Raw genomic sequence first — 14498 nt, 5'->3', positions numbered from 1 at the left:
CAAGGCAGGCAGCACGGCGGCCAGTGCCGCTCCCCAGCCGGTTTTTGTAAAGGGCCGCAGGGTTGCGGTTGCGACACCAGCCGGTGTGACGGATCGCCCGGCTTCGGTGCCGATGCTCGCACGCGGACTGTTTCTGATGCAGATGCGCTATGGCAGCGTGGACTTTGCTGACCTGATTGCCCCCGCACGCGATATGGCCGCACGGGGTGTGGTGGTGAGCGGCCTGCTGGCATCAGACCTCAAGGTGGTGCGCTCTGCTCTGCTGGCAGATGAAAAGGCCCGTGACATTTTCGGTAATGGCTCGGGCGATGTGCTGGGCATGAACGACATACTGGTGCAGACCCGGCTTGGCGGCGCGCTGGAGCGCCTGCGCATTGCCGGTGTGGGCGACCTGTATAACGGTGCGCTGGGCCAGACCTTTATTGAAGGCGCGCAGGAAGCCGGTGCGGGGCTGACAGCAGCCGACCTGCGCACGAGTGTTGCCACAGCGCTCAAGCCGCTGACGATCCATGTGGATGGGGTTGATATCAGCACCCTGCCGCCGCCAGCCGATGGCGGGCTGGGTATGGCTGCGGCCTATCTGGCCGGTGGGCAGGGTATCCATGCCGAGCAGGTTGTAGCGGGCTTGCGCGCGCGCGCGGGTGGCGCGGGTGCGGCTGTCAGCACTGCCGATGCACAGGCCCTGCTCAATTCCGGCGCATTGCCTTCGGGCGGGTCTTTGCCGCCGCTGCCCGCATCCACCACGTTTGTGGTGACAGATCGGCAGGGCCTGTCGGTGGGTTGCGCCCTGACCATGGATAACCTGTTCGGCACTGGTCGCGTGGCGGGCTCGACCGGTATCGTGCTGGGGGCTTCACCCGCGCGCAGGCCGCTGCCGCTGCTGCCTGTGGGCATTGCCCATGCGGGTGGGCAGTTCCGGGCCGTTGCTGCGGCTTCGGGGCAGAATGTGGCGGCGGATACGGCTGCCATTGCCCTGCGTTCTGCTGTGGCCGGGGTTGTTCCGCAGGTGGTGGATGGTGTGGGCCGGGCCAATTTTGTGTCCTGCCCGGCGGGTCTGCCGGGTGCGGGTGCGTGCTTTGGCTGGACAGACCCGCGTGGTTCAGGCCTTGCGGTGCCTTCCCGCTCTGTTCACTAACGTGACGGTTTGACAATGCGCACCCTCCGGTTTGCAGGCCTCAGGCTTACGGATTGGGGGGCGTGTGCCGCTTGGGCGGTGGGGTTGGCTTTCTCTCTTGCAAATGTTTCCTTTTGTTCTAAAAGAACAAAAGGAGATCAAATTCTTAATGTGGTGCGCAGGCGGTAGCCCGCGCGCGTTGCGGCGCGATCACGGCGGAGGATGACAGGTATGGACAAGGCAAAAGCTCTTGAAGGCGCTCTGGGGCAGATCGAACGGGCGTTCGGCAAGGGGTCCGTCATGCGGCTGGGCCAGCGCCCGAAAGAACAGACCGATGTGATCTCGACCGGGTCTCTGGGGCTGGATATTGCACTGGGTATCGGCGGTCTGCCGCGTGGCCGTGTGGTGGAAATTTACGGGCCGGAAAGCTCGGGCAAGACCACGCTGGCCCTGCACGCCATTGCCGAAGCCCAGAAAAAAGGCGGCACCTGCGCCTTTATCGATGCCGAGCACGCGCTCGACCCCGGCTATGCCCGCAAGCTGGGTGTGGATATCGACAACCTGCTGATCAGCCAGCCCGATGCAGGTGAGCAGGCGCTGGAAATTGCCGATACGCTGGTGCGCTCCGGCGCGATTGACGTGCTGGTGGTGGACAGTGTTGCCGCACTCGTGCCCCGTGCCGAGCTTGAGGGCGATATGGGCGACAGCCATGTGGGCCTGCATGCCCGTCTGATGAGCCAGGCCCTGCGCAAGCTCACCGGCACGGTCGCGCGCTCCAACACGCTGATGATCTTCCTCAACCAGATCCGCCTCAAGATCGGGGTCATGTTCGGTAACCCCGAAACCACCACGGGTGGCAACGCGCTGAAGTTCTATTCCTCCGTGCGTATGGATATCCGCCGGATTGGCGCGATCAAGGACAAGGACGAGGTCACGGGTAACCAGACACGCGTGAAGGTGGTCAAGAACAAGATGGCCCCGCCCTTCCGGCAGGTTGAATTCGACATCATGTATGGCGAAGGCATCAGCAAGGTGGGCGAGCTGATCGACCTTGGCGTGAAAGCGGGTGTGGTGGAAAAATCGGGGGCGTGGTTCTCCTATGACAGCCAGCGCATCGGGCAGGGGCGTGAAAATGCCAAGCAGTTCCTGCGTGATCATCCCGAAATGGCCGCGGATATTGAAAAGAAAGTGCGTGAACACGCAGGCGTGGTGGCCGAAGCCATGATGGTCGCCCCGGATGCAGATGCGCACGAAGACGACGAATAAGATCAACACCACTCAAGGCCGGCCCTGAAACGGGGCCGGGGTTACAGGGCCGGGGGTTTCAGCCTCGGCTCACGGCCTGCTATCAAGCCTCACCCTCAGGCGGGATAGGGCAGGAAAGCAGTTGCGCCTGTGGGTCGTAGGAAGCGAGGATTGCCCGTTCCTCGGCTGTGGGCTGTTCTTCCACAAAGCCCTGCGCCAGCCAGAATGTGCGGGCCGGGCCGGTGGAGGTCAGGGTCAGCCAGCGCAGCCCGTTTTGACGGGCAAGGCCGCGTGCGTGTTCAACGGCCTCGCGGGCATGGCCGCCGCCCCGCACCGTGGGGGCCAGCGCGATATCATGCAGGTACCATCGGTCGGCAGGCTGGGGCAGGGTCTCCAGCAGCGTATTGAGCGGCGGGCAGACAAGCCCCCGCCACGGGTGGCTTATCAGATAGCCGCTCAGTTTTCCCTCATGTTCAAGCACAAGGCAGCCTTCGGGGGCCAGCCGCAGCCTTTCGGCAAAAATGGCGGTATCCTCCGGGTAGTCGGCATGAATGGTGTCGGCCAGTGTTGTGACGGCTTCAAGATCGTCTGGCGTCATGCCGCGCCAGATGGTATTTGCACAAAAAGCGGTCATACAGGGGTTCCGTTACGGCTGAAGGTGGCGCGGGATGTGCCCTGACCGATAGGCGGCAGTAAGAAGCGGACGGCATGACACGACGACTGAGGCTGACATTACGGTGGATGCGGACAATGCGCCAGCCCTCGGACATGGCAAGATACGTCTTCTGGAACAGATTGAGCAGACTGGCTCCATTTCAGCAGCGGGGCGGGCTATGGGCATGTCCTATCGTCGCACATGGCTGCTGGTTGATAGCGTCAACCGACTTTTTGCCGAGCCTGTCGTGGCGGCCCGTCCCGGCGGGGGCGGTGGTGCGCGCCTGACGGAAAGCGGGCGCGAGGTTCTGGCCCTGTATCGGCAGGCGGAGGAGCAGGCCACACAGGGTGCGGCAGACACCCTGCGGCGGCTGGAAGACTACCTTGCCCCGGTCGCTTCTTCATAGTTCTTCAGAAACTGCCAAGAAAAAACCCTATAAGGCTGTCACAGTGTAGGGCATGATGAATAACCCTGCCGGAACGGGCGGGCACAGTGCGGGAGAAAAACGTGTCTTCAGAGGTTCAGCGGCGTGATCTTATGCGAGGGGGGGCTGGTCTTGCCCTAGCTGCGTCTGTCGGGGGTGGTATCGGGCGCGCCCGCGCGGAAGATCTGGGCGGCGCAACGGGCACGTTTGACGATAGTACGGTTGTGCAGATCGCGCGCAGGCTGGCGGGTTCGGCCTATCGCGCGCCGGATCAGTCCTTGCCCAAAGTGCTGGACAACCTGAATTTCGACCAGTTCCGCGGCATTGCCTACCGTTCCGACCGCGCCCTGTGGGGGAATGACGGGCTGGCTTTCGACGTGGAATTTTTCCCGCGTGGCTTTCTCTACCGCCCCCGGATCGAGATTTACGAGGTCAAGGACGGTCAGTCCACGCCGGTGCCGTATTCTCCCGACCTGTTCACCTATGCGGACCCCGCCCTGCGCGTGGGGATTCCCTCGGCTTTGCCGGGCTGCGCCTGCGCAATGCCATCAATACCCCCGGGGTGATGGAGGAATTCTGCGTCTTTTTGGGTGCATCCTATTTCCGCGCCGTGGCCAAGGGGCAGACATACGGCCTGTCAGCCCGTGGTTTTGCAGATGGCACGGGCGACCCCAAGGGCGAGGAATTCGCGCTGTTCCGGGCCTTCTGGCTGGAAAAACCCCAGCCCGGCGTGCAGTCAGTGGTTATTCATGCGCTGCTCGACAGCCCTTCGCTGGCCGGAGCGTTCCGCTTTACCATCCGCCCGGGGGATGCCACGGTTTTTGACGTGCAGAGCACGCTGTTCCCCCGCACCACCATTGCCCAAGGCGGTATCGCCCCGCAGACGGGCATGTTCTATTTCGATGCCAATGATCGCAATCATGTGGATGACTGGCGCCCTGCGGCCCATGATAGCGAAGCCCTACAGATGTGGACCGGCGCGGACCAGCAGTTGTTCCGCCCGCTGCGCAACCCGTTGGACCTGCAGGTTTCCACGTTCTCGGATGTTGCGCCGCGTGGCTTCGGGCTGATGCAGCGCCGCCGCGCTTTCCATGATTTTGAAGATCTGGCCCTGCATTACGAAAAACGGCCTTCGCTCTGGGTGGAACCCATTGGCGACTGGGGGGCTGGCTGGGTCGATCTGGTGGAAATTCCCACCCCTAACGAGGTGAACGACAATATCGTCTCGTTCTGGCGGCCCAAGGAGCCGCTGCGCGCTGGCAAGGAATACAGCTACACGTACCGCATGTACTGGGGGTGGGATGTGCCCTTCCCCACACCGATGGCGCGTGTGGGGGCAACCCGCGTGGGCGGCGTGACGGACGACCCGGATGCCCGCTTTTTCGCGCTGGATTTTGCCGGAGCACCGTTCGACCATCTGCCCAAGGATACGCATTTCCATGCCGTGCCCAAGACATCGGCCGGAACCGTGCGCAACGTGGTGGTAGAACCCAATCCCGAGATCAACGGCGTCCGCGTGACGTTCTCCTTCGCGCCGGGCGATGCCAAGGTGGCTGACCTGTCCTGCGTGCTGGAAACCGATTCAGGCCCGATTTCCGAGCAGTGGCTCTACCGATGGACACCATGAGCGGTACCACGGAGCAGGAAACTTCGTTCCACGCCCTGCCGCCTGAAGCGCCTCTGGCCATGCCGGTGCAGGATCTGCATGCCCGGCCTGACCGTGAAGGGCGTGGGCGCAGGCCTGCGACCTCTCCACGCAGCATTGCCCTGCGGCGGTTGGCGGTAATCGGCTCCGCCCTGCTTATGACCGCCTATGGTGCATGGCGCACGCATAAGGTGATGGATGACGGGGGCGGCATGTCCACGCTGGGCGTCATCATGCTGGTGCTGTTCGTCGCCCTGTTCATGTGGATTGCGCTGGCGTTTACGTCTTCCGTGGCCGGGTTCTGTTCGCTGGTGCTGCGGGGCGGTCTGGGGCTGGGTATCAGCCGTTCCGGCCCCCTGCCCCGGCTTGAGCGGCGCACCGCTCTGCTGCTGCCAACCTATAATGAGCCGCCTGAGCGTGTCATGGCGGGCTGAAGGCCATTTACACAAGCCTTGAGCAGACAGGCCAGCTTGCCGCGTTCGACCTGTTCATTCTTTCCGATACGACCAACCCGGATGTGTGGGTGCAGGAAGAGGCCGCTTTTCTGGCCCTGCGCGCCAGCACGGGTGGGACGCAGCGTATTTTCTACCGCCGCCGCCATGCCAATACCGAGCGCAAGGCGGGGAATGTGGGCGACTGGGTGCGCCGCTTCGGTGGTGCCTACGACCATATGGTCACGCTGGATGCGGACTCCGTCATGTCGGGCGATACGCTGGTGCGTATGGCCGCCGCCATGGAGCGTAACCCCGGTGTAGCTGATCCAGACCCTGCCCGTTATTGTTGGTGGCACAACCCTTTTTGCGCGGATGCAGCAGTTCGCCGGGCGGGTTTATGGGCCGGTCATTGCCTATGGCATTGCCTGGTGGCATGGCGCCGAAGGCAATTACTGGGGCCATAACGCGATTATCCGCACCCGTGCTTTCGCCAGTCAGGCGGGGCTGCCGCATGTGCCGGGCAAGCCGCCCTTTGGCGGGCATATTCTCAGCCATGACTTTGTTGAAGCCGCCTGATGCGCCGTGGCGGCTGGGCCATTCACATGGTGCCTGCCCTCGATGGCTCATACGAGGAAAGCCCCCCCACCCTGACTGACGTGGCCATTCGTGACCGGCGCTGGTGTCAGGGCAACCTGCAGCACGTCAAGGTGCTGCCCACACGCGGGCTGCACTGGATCAGCCGCATGCATATGGTGGTGGGGATTGGCGCTTATGTGACATCGCCGCTGTGGCTGGTGTTCCTGCTCACGGGTATTCTTATTTCCCTGCAGGCACATTTTCAGCGGCCTGAATATTTTGGCGATACCAAAACGCTGTATCCGCACTGGCCGCATGTTGACCCGGTGCAGGCCAAATACGTGTTTATCGGCACCATGCTGGTTCTGCTCGCTCCCAAGATGCTGGCTTATGTCGCGCTGGTGCTCGACCCCGCCGCACGGCGGGGCTGCGGTGGCGCGGTGCGGGCTGCTTTTTCCGTGCTGGCGGAAACGCTCATTGGCGGGCTGGTAGCGCCTATCGCCATGCTGATCCAGACCAGTGGTGTGCTGTCTATCCTGAGTGGGCATGATTCGGGCTGGAACACCCAGCGGCGTGATGATGGCGGTATTCCGCTGATGGATATCGTGCGGCAGTACGGGCGTTTTACCCTGTTTGGTCTGGCGCTCGGGGCCGGAGCCTGGGTGGTTTCGCCCTCGCTGTTTTTCTGGATGATGCCCGTGTTGCTCGGGCTGGTGTTTTCCATCCCGCTTGTGGCGCTAACCAGCAGCCGTGCCGTGGGGCTGGATTTCCGCCGTGCGGGCCTGCTGCTGGTGCCTGAGGAAACGGCTCCCCCGCCCGTGCTGAACCTGCTGGAAAAAGCACAGAGCGATGAGCAGGCGCAGGAAAACACCTCCCCCGCCCTGCCTGATGACGGCGTGAAAGCCCTGCGTGCCGATGCCACTCTGGCACGCGCGCATCTGGCCATGCTGCCGCCGCCCCGCAAGGCGGGAGACGCCATCAACCCCGATCAGCTCGTGGGTCTGGTAAAGCTGGGCGAGGCTGCGACACTTACCAACGCCCTGCGCGTCCTTAGCCCCAAGGAAAAAGCCGCCGTGCTGGGTACGGCTCAGGGTGTTGAAACCATTTTGCACCTGCCGGACTAAACCGCCTTCGGGCGGTTTTTTCCCGATCTGTTGACAGGGTGCCTGCCTCGGTGCAGGTATTATCGAATTATCGATAATACAAGAATGCAGGCCCATGTCAGACACGCCTTCCCTGCACGACCGCGCCCTGCCGGTTGCCGATTTGCTGAAAACCCTTGCCCACCCTGCACGTCTGGTCATTGCCTGCGCGCTGGCTGAGCAGGCGCGTTCGGTGGGTGAGCTGGAACAGGCGCTGGATATTCACCAGCCCGGCCTGTCGCGGCACTTGGCATCGCTCCGGGCGGCGCGGGTGGTATCCTGCCGCAGGGAGGGGCAAAGCATGATCTACCATCTGGCCAATGACAAAGCCGGGCAGCTTATCATGACCCTGCATACGATTTTCTGCGCATCGGAGGCACACGCGTCCCCCGCCCTCAAGCCGGAGGCTGTGTGATGCTGGCCCAGTACTGGCCCAGCCTTGCGGGGGGTGTGTTGATTGGTCTGGCCTGTGCCGGGTACCTGCTGCTTAACGGGCGGATTGCCGGAATAAGCGGCATTATGGGCCGTGTGCTTGCCGGGCGGCCCTTTTTGCCGGGGGCAGCGCTGCTGGCTGGGCTGGTGGCAGGGCCGGGTGTCTGGCGGGTGGTGGCTGGTGTGTGGCCCGTTGTGCATGTTCAGGCCCCATGGCCGGTGCTGGTGGTGGCGGGGTTTTTGGTCGGGTTCGGCACCCGTATGGGGAGTGGCTGCACCAGCGGGCATGGTGTGATGGGTCTAGCGCGGCTTTCGCCCCGTTCCTTGGTGGCGGTGTGCTGTTTTCTGGGAACGGGCGTGCTGGTCGCGAGCCTGTTCCATCTGGCGGGCTGGAGGTAGCGGCATGATGGTTTTGCGCTCTATCGCGGCATTTGCCTGCGGGCTGGTGTTCAGCCTTGGCCTGATCCTTGGCGGTATGCTGGACCCTGCGCGGGTTCTGGCTTTTCTCGATCTGGCCGGGGTGTGGAATCCTTCCTTGCTGTTTGTGCTGGGCGGTGCGGTCTGTGTGGCGTTTGCGGGGGTCAGGCTGGCGCGGCATTTAAAGCGGCCCGTGCTGGATCAGGCATTTGCCCTGCCCGTGGCCCGGCAGATCGATGCGCCACTGGTGGTGGGGAGCTGCCTGTTCGGCCTTGGCTGGGGTATGGCGGGGTTCTGTCCCGGCCCGGCGGTGGCTTCTGTTGGGGCGGGGGTGTGGCAGGGCTGTGTTTTTACTGCCGCCATGCTCGCGGGCATGCTGCTTTTCGAGCGTGTTAAACCGGCCCGTTAGGGGCTGGTGTGGTTTAATTGCAAAGTATTCTCATTTGTATATAAACCCGGATATGCCTCCTCTCCCCGCCCGCCAGCAAAGACAAAAACATGCCGATGTCTTTGAACGGCGCTACGGGCACCTGCTTTCCTATGCCAGCAAGCTGACAGGAGACCGGGCCGAGGCGGAAGATCTGGTGCAGGAGGCGTGGTGCCTGACCGATGGCAGCCCGCCCGAGAGCGTGGCTTCTCCCTTTCATTACCTGCGTGCCGTTATCCGTAATCTGTTTGTCAGCAACATACGGCGGCGCAGGCGGCAGGCCGAGTCCACCCTGAATACGGATGGTTTTGAACAAAGACTGCCAGCCGATCAGCCTTCGCCCGAAGAAGTGGTGATGGCCCGGCTTGAAATGGAGCATCTTGAAAGGCTGATCAACGCCATGCCACCCCGGCAGGCAACAGCGGTGCGGATGTATCATTTCGAGAACAGGAAGCTAAAGGATATTGCAGCCCATCTTGATATTTCGGTCTCTTTTGCTCAGGCCCTCATTGCCAGTGGGCTGGCTGACTGCGCGGAGGACCTTGACCGTGCCTGCCCACGCTGAAAATCTGTTGTCCATGGTTGAGTATGGTGCTGGCATGGTTCGGGCTTTTTCTGATGAGTGCTGTGGCGCAGCCCGGCTGATTTTTTCCGGTCTGGCCTGAATGACACAGGCGCACTCCCCCCGGCTGGCGGCATCCGTCTGGTTTATCCAACTGCGCGAAAACCCGCAGGATGAGAGCCTGAAAGCCGGGTTTGAGGCATGGCTGGCGCAGGCCCCCGAACATGCTCAGGCCTGGGCCAGCATCAATCGCGCGGCCGGGGTCATGAACCGTATGGCGGGTGAAACCAGCCCCGTGCCCCATGCCGTGCCACTCCCCGCGTTCAGGTCTGTCAGGCCGGGTTGGGCGCGTGGGCGCAAGGCAGGTGCGGTGCTGGCTGTTGGCATGGCGGCCTGTGTGGCGGGGCTGGTTTTCGGTTTTGACCTGCCGTTACGCTGGCAGGCGGATCAGTACGCCCCGGCAGCACAGATGCGCACCGTGCAACTGGCTGACGGGTCTTCAATCCTGCTCGCTCCACTCAGCGCCATGCGGGTTGAGGCTTCCGGCGGTGGGCGCACCATTACCCTGCTGCGCGGTGAGGCCCTGTTTACCGTAAAGCACGACCCGGCCCGGCCTTTCAGCGTGAAAGCGGGGGCCGTAACGGCGACTGATATCGGCACAGTGTTTGATGTCGCGCGCACAGCGCAGGGGGAAAATGTTGCCGTGCGCGAGGGGGCAAGCCGGGTTGAAACTGCAGGCCCTGCGCCCGAGACGCTGGAACTTGGCCCCGGCGCATGGGTGCGGGTAGCCGGGCCGTCTGTCCAACGCGGAACGGAGCCGCCCGGCCATGTCGGCCTGTGGAGTGAAGGGCTGCTGATGGTTGAAAATACCACCATTGCGGCACTGGCCGAGTCCATGCGCCCGTGGCAGCCGGGCTATATTGTGGTGCTGGACAAGGATCTGGCGCGGCAGACTGTCAGCGGGGTTTATGACCTGCACCACCCGGTGGAGGCGCTGCAACTGGCTGTCAGGCAGCATGGTGGGCATGTGCACCGTCTTTCACGCTGGCTGACGGTTATCAGCCGGTCCTGAGGCATCGGTTTTTGAGTTTCGAAAAAAAATTTCATCACCTGACAGGAAAAGCCAGCGCGGAAAGCGTCTGGGTTTCATGCAACTGCGATCCATTCGCACACATGACCCGAAACAGGATGATTTTCTCGCAATGCGTGTGACAGCTTTCCATAAAAACCGGCTTCCCTGCGCGTTGCAGGTGCTGGGCCTTGCCACTGCCCTGACAACGTCTTGCCTGTACGGAGCGGGGCAGGCCGCCGCACAGCAGGCCGGGCAGGGTGTTGAAACCTTCCATATTCCGCCGGGGGCTTTGGCCGATACGCTGTTTGAGTTCAGCCGTCAGGCGCATGTTCAGATCGCATCGGGGGGTGCGGCGCTCGCGCACCGGCTGTCGCCCGGCGTTACTGGCACAATGTCGCGCCAGCAGGCCCTTGAGCGGCTTCTGTCCGGCAGTGGGCTGACATTCCAGCCTGCCGGAGCCGCCGCCTATGAACTGGTTGCAGCCCCCACTGCCCCTCCTGCCGTGCCCCGCCCGCAGGCGGTGGCCCCTGCGCGGGATATGGGCATTGAATCTCGTGAGCAGGAGCATATTCTTGTACAGGGCGATGTTATCGGCAATGCCAGCCGTTACGGGCAGCGCCATTATGCGGGGAGCCGCACGGTTATCAGCAGTGTGGATCTGCATGAACATGCCGTGCGCTCGATAGACGATGCCTTGCAGCGCATTCCCGGTGTCAAGATTTTTGACGAAACCGGAACGGGCGCACTCCCCCAGATCCAGATGCGGGGTCTTTACGAAAGCCGCAGTGGGCGTGTGCAGATTCTTGAAGACGGCATTCCCCTCTCTCTCGCCCCGTACGGGCAGACTAGCGTGTCCATGTTCCCTATGACCATGGATATGGTGGATCATATCGACGTGGTGCGCGGTGGTGCGGCCCTGCAATATGGCCCTAACAATATGGGGGGTGTGATCAATATCGTCAGTCGTCCCATTCCTGAAAAATGGACGACAAGCATTGGCGAACGCTTGCAGATTGCGGGCAATAACGGCCATGTGCTTGCTAATACCGATTTCAGCACCGGCGGTCGGCTGAGCCGCCGCTTTGGTGTGCAGCTTGATGCCAATTTCCAGAATGGTCACCAGTTCCGCGACAGCCATAGTGCGGCCAATGTGCGCAACCTGCGCCTGCGTACCGAATACGCCATAACGGATAATGACCGGATCAGAACCGATTTTGCCGATTACGAGGCGGATATAGACATGCCCGGTGCGCTGTCTCCTACCGATTATCGTAAAAATCCTTTCCAAAGCACACGGAATTATGACTCCATGTCGGGCTACACCTATCGTGGCAGCCTTGTAGCCCAGCATGACATGCGCCGCTGGAAAGGCATTACGGGTGGACAGGCCACATTGACCTTCTTTGCCAATGAGGCCAGTCGCAGTTTTACCAACGGCATGCGTCTGTCTTCCGCCGAAACATGGCGATCGGACCTGCCTGCACAACGGCTGCAGAACTCCCCTCGTGATTTCACGGTTTATGGCGTGCAGCCGCAAATGACCCTGCGCACGAAAGCATGGGGTGTTTCGCATGAATTCGCTTTTGGGGCACGGTATGTCAGTGAAGATATTCACTACATGGTCAACCGCCAGACCCTGCCTGCCGGGGCATGGACATCCTTTCGTGACTGGCAGTTCAATACAGCGGCGTGGTCAACATTCATTAGCGATAAAATGGGTTTCCTGAATGACCGTCTGACGTTTACTCCCGGTTTCAGGTTCGAGCATGTGGATCAGAGCTACGTTAATACCGCCACCGGCCAGAGGGAGGGTAATGGCACGCGCGATATCCTGCCCGGTGTAACAATCGGCTATTCCATTGGAAAAACGGGTTATGTGTTCTTTGATGCACAGAAATCCATGCGGCCGGCCCAGTCTACGGAAATTATTTACGGCAACAGGCTGAATGCGGAAAAAGCATGGAATTACGAATTCGGGGGGCGGTGGTTCCCCAACCGTTACACTACACTTGCGCTGACATTCTACCGGATCGATTTCGGGAATCAGATTGAATATGATAGCACGATCATAAGCCCGACACTGGGCACGCCCGGCGGTTATATCAATCTGGGGGGCACGCGGTATCAGGGCATTGAGTTCTCGGGTGACTGGGCGCTGAAAAGCCTGCCTGCGCTGTCCTTCAATGCCGCGTATTCCTTTCTGGATGCCCGGCAGCTTAATGGTGCCTATAAGGGCAATCTTGTGCCCTATACGTCAAAACATCAGATTTCAGCCGGTGCGACCTATAAATGGGGGCAGACGCGCTTCAACCTCAACGGGTTCTGGTTTTCGCGCTCCTATACCGATGCCGCCAATACGAAGGATGAAAACGCAACCGGCTCGGTCGGCCGGGTGCCGGGTTATGTCGTTTTCAATGCGCAGGTTACGCATACCATCCCCCTGAGGGCCGATGGTACAAAGCTGGACCTATCACTGGCAATCATGAACTTTGGTGATGAGCGTTATTATTTCCGGGGCATGGACACCAGCCCATGGGGGCGTGAGGTGGCACCGGCAGAACCTTCCAGCTTGGAACCCGGGTTACGTTCTGAGCGCGGGGGCAGTGGGTTTTGCGGGACCGGGCTGCCGCCTAGGCAATGCGCTGTCCGCCTACCCAGACCTGTTCAACATGCAGTTCGGCTGACAGCACCACCAGATCAGCCCGTAGGCCCGGCTGGAGAGCGCCCCGGTCGTTCAGGCCCAGATAGCGTGCCGGGTTGGCGCTGAGCAGGGCGGTGGCCTCAACCAGCCCGGTGCCTGCCTGCACGGCATTTCGCAGGGCTGCATCCAGTGTCAGCACACTGCCTGCCAGCGCGCCGTCAGGCAGGCGGGCCGTGCCATCACGCACCATAACGGCCTGCCCGCCAAGCTGGCTCGGCCCATCGGGCAGGCCCGCCGCGCGCATGGCGTCGGTTACAAATACCAGCCGCTCCGGCATGATTTTTTGTGCCAGCCGATAGGTGCCGGGGTGGACATGGTGGGTATCAAAAATCATTTCGGCATAGGCGTCGCTGCACATCAGGGCGGCCACGGGGCCGGGGCGACGGCTTTCTATGCCCGGCATGGCGTTGAACAGATGCGTGCCCCCGGCCGTGCCCCCCGCCGCACAGATCAGGCATAATGCGCTGCTGGCCTGCTCGTAACTGGCGGTGGTGTGGCCAAGGCTGACCCGCACGCCCGCACGGGCAAAGCTGGCCATGGCCTCTGCTGCGTGGGGCAGCTCGGGGGCCAGAGTGACCACCCGCACGCAGCCGGGGGCTAGTGCTTCGGCCACACGCTCGGGGGTGGGCTCAAGCGTATGGGGTGGCTGCGCGCCCAGCCGGTGCGGGCTGACAAACGGCCCTTCCAGATGGGCTCCGGCAATAAACGGGCCGTTTTCAATGGTCCGGCCCGTAACTTCGGCAATGGCGCTTAGGGCGGAAAGCACCTCGGCCCATGGGCGGGTAATGGTGGTGGGCAGCAGGGTGGTGGTGCCATGGCGGGCATGAAACCGGGCAAGCGTGCCAATGGCGGCCACACCATCCATGGTGTCTGCGCCGTCACCCCCATGAATATGCCCGTCAATGAAACCGGGCAGGATGTAGCGCTCGGGGGCCTGCGCACAGGGGGTTATGTCTGCCAGCCGGTCGGTAAAGGTCAGGCGGCCGGGCAGGATACGGTCAGGCAGGACAAGCTGGCCGGAAAGGTCTGTCATGAGGGGGCCTGTTCCATAAGGGCGATGGGCTGCGGGCGCGAAAAATACCAGCCATAGACTGCAATCAGCAGATAGGAGGGCAGGCTTACCAGCACCAGTGCCGGATGAAAGCCAATGCGTGTTGCAAGGTGGATGAAAACCTGCGGCATGATCCCCCCTCCGCTATAGGCCATGACCAGCAGGGCCGATATGCGTGCGCTGTCAGCCGCATTGCCCCGCAGTGTTATGGGGAAAAGAGACGGAAAAATCATGGCGTTTGCGAAGCCGAACAGGCTAAGGCAGATGACCGAGCATAGCCCTGCGTGGCGCAGGCCAGCAAGGCCAGCCCCGCCCCTGCGGCGCAGCAGAGCAGCAGGTAGCGTTCCTGAGAGATGCGGCGGGGAATGAGGGCAAGCCCACATAGATACCCCGCCAGCATGCAGCTTAGCGTTAAGGCTGTAAAAAACCCTGACTGGTTCAGGGGTAAACCGCTTGCGCGCGCATAGGTGCCTATGGCGTCGCCCGCCAGAACCTCAACCCCTACGTAAAGAAACATGGCCCCTGCACCCAGTAGGGCACGGGGCGGTAGAGGGCGCGGGGTCTGCGTGGCGCGGGGCTGGTTGGAGGGGCTGGGCCGTAG

11 protein-coding genes and 4 pseudogenes are annotated in these 14498 nt (G+C 62.1%); 11 read left to right on the top strand and 4 right to left on the bottom strand.

The features are described from left to right. Both JCM25143_RS11795 and recA read left to right on the top strand, forming a co-directional pair. A partial coding sequence (locus tag JCM25143_RS11795) for a gamma-glutamyltransferase (protein ID WP_025861321.1) occupies positions 1–1135 on the top strand: 1135 nt, incomplete at its 5' end. 210 nt (positions 1136–1345) lie between these two features. Further along, positions 1346–2380, top strand: a complete 1035-nt coding sequence (gene recA / locus JCM25143_RS11790; RefSeq protein WP_304515578.1) for a recombinase RecA — start codon at positions 1346–1348, stop codon at positions 2378–2380. Between the two features lie 82 nt (positions 2381–2462). On the opposite strand, the gene JCM25143_RS11785 is transcribed toward recA, so the two are convergent. After that, a complete protein-coding gene (locus tag JCM25143_RS11785; RefSeq protein WP_025861318.1) occupies positions 2463–2993 on the bottom strand; it encodes a GNAT family N-acetyltransferase in 531 nt (176 codons plus the stop codon). 103 nt (positions 2994–3096) lie between these two features. Here JCM25143_RS11785 and JCM25143_RS11780 point away from each other — a divergent pair, with 103 nt between their 5' ends. The 9 genes and pseudogenes from JCM25143_RS11780 to JCM25143_RS24130 form a co-directional block, all read left to right on the top strand. Further along, positions 3097–3420: a winged helix-turn-helix domain-containing protein gene (locus JCM25143_RS11780; protein ID WP_025861317.1), complete on the top strand. Its 324-nt coding sequence runs from the start codon at positions 3097–3099 to the stop codon at positions 3418–3420. Between the two features lie 101 nt (positions 3421–3521). After that, positions 3522–5065: pseudogene (locus tag JCM25143_RS19170) on the top strand (glucan biosynthesis protein). Beyond that, a pseudogene (mdoH, locus tag JCM25143_RS19165) lies at positions 5053–7217 on the top strand (glucans biosynthesis glucosyltransferase MdoH). Before JCM25143_RS19170 ends, mdoH begins: the two co-directional pseudogenes overlap by 13 nt. Positions 7218–7311: 94 nt before the next feature. Beyond that, the gene (locus tag JCM25143_RS11765; protein WP_051543294.1) at positions 7312–7650 is read left to right on the top strand and encodes an ArsR/SmtB family transcription factor; all 339 of its coding nucleotides are present in this window, start codon (positions 7312–7314) and stop codon (positions 7648–7650) included. Next, positions 7650–8066, top strand: coding sequence for a YeeE/YedE family protein (locus tag JCM25143_RS11760; RefSeq protein WP_199897872.1), 417 nt, complete (start codon positions 7650–7652; stop codon positions 8064–8066). Before JCM25143_RS11765 ends, JCM25143_RS11760 begins: the two co-directional genes overlap by 1 nt. Before the next feature lie 4 nt (positions 8067–8070). Beyond that, positions 8071–8493, top strand: a complete 423-nt coding sequence (locus JCM25143_RS11755) for a DUF6691 family protein (protein ID WP_025861314.1) — start codon at positions 8071–8073, stop codon at positions 8491–8493. Between the two features lie 52 nt (positions 8494–8545). Next, the gene (locus JCM25143_RS19160; protein WP_148300124.1) at positions 8546–9076 is read left to right on the top strand and encodes an RNA polymerase sigma factor; all 531 of its coding nucleotides are present in this window, start codon (positions 8546–8548) and stop codon (positions 9074–9076) included. Between the two features lie 100 nt (positions 9077–9176). Beyond that, the gene (locus JCM25143_RS11740) at positions 9177–10145 is read left to right on the top strand and encodes a FecR family protein (protein WP_025861312.1); all 969 of its coding nucleotides are present in this window, start codon (positions 9177–9179) and stop codon (positions 10143–10145) included. A gap of 76 nt (positions 10146–10221) precedes the next feature. Then, a pseudogene (locus JCM25143_RS24130) lies at positions 10222–12666 on the top strand (TonB-dependent siderophore receptor); the annotation flags it as partial. Positions 12667–12775: 109 nt separating this feature from the next. Here the strand turns inward: JCM25143_RS24130 and nagA are convergent. From nagA to JCM25143_RS22400, 3 genes and pseudogenes are all read right to left on the bottom strand, one after another. Further along, positions 12776–13879 carry an N-acetylglucosamine-6-phosphate deacetylase gene (nagA, locus tag JCM25143_RS11730; RefSeq protein WP_025861310.1) on the bottom strand — a complete coding sequence of 368 codons (1104 nt, stop codon included), beginning with the start codon at positions 13877–13879 and terminating at the stop codon, positions 12776–12778. Then, a complete protein-coding gene (locus JCM25143_RS20985) occupies positions 13876–14130 on the bottom strand; it encodes a hypothetical protein (RefSeq protein WP_025861309.1) in 255 nt (84 codons plus the stop codon). The genes nagA and JCM25143_RS20985 overlap by 4 nt, the downstream gene beginning before the upstream one ends. After that, positions 14127–14498 (bottom strand): annotated as a pseudogene (locus tag JCM25143_RS22400) (glucose/galactose MFS transporter); the annotation flags it as partial. The pseudogene JCM25143_RS22400 and the gene JCM25143_RS20985, both read right to left, overlap by 4 nt.

The organism is Acetobacter papayae JCM 25143, from assembly GCF_000613285.1.
Classification (GTDB): Bacteria; Pseudomonadota; Alphaproteobacteria; order Acetobacterales; family Acetobacteraceae; genus Acetobacter; species Acetobacter papayae.
Note: the sequence above shows the minus strand (reverse complement) of the source record. Positions and strands in the feature narration are given on the sequence as shown.

Coding starts and splice junctions, on each gene's coding strand:
- JCM25143_RS11760 (WP_199897872.1), top strand. CDS start 7,650: ATGCTGGCCCAGTACTGGCCCAGCCTTGCGGGGGGTGTGTTGATTGGT.
- JCM25143_RS20985 (WP_025861309.1), bottom strand. CDS start 14,130: ATGATTTTTCCGTCTCTTTTCCCCATAACACTGCGGGGCAATGCGGCT.
- JCM25143_RS11740 (WP_025861312.1), top strand. CDS start 9,177: ATGACACAGGCGCACTCCCCCCGGCTGGCGGCATCCGTCTGGTTTATC.
- JCM25143_RS19160 (WP_148300124.1), top strand. CDS start 8,546: ATGCCTCCTCTCCCCGCCCGCCAGCAAAGACAAAAACATGCCGATGTC.
- JCM25143_RS11755 (WP_025861314.1), top strand. CDS start 8,071: ATGATGGTTTTGCGCTCTATCGCGGCATTTGCCTGCGGGCTGGTGTTC.
- JCM25143_RS11785 (WP_025861318.1), bottom strand. CDS start 2,993: ATGACCGCTTTTTGTGCAAATACCATCTGGCGCGGCATGACGCCAGAC.
- nagA (WP_025861310.1), bottom strand. CDS start 13,879: ATGACAGACCTTTCCGGCCAGCTTGTCCTGCCTGACCGTATCCTGCCC.
- JCM25143_RS11765 (WP_051543294.1), top strand. CDS start 7,312: ATGTCAGACACGCCTTCCCTGCACGACCGCGCCCTGCCGGTTGCCGAT.
- recA (WP_304515578.1), top strand. CDS start 1,346: ATGGACAAGGCAAAAGCTCTTGAAGGCGCTCTGGGGCAGATCGAACGG.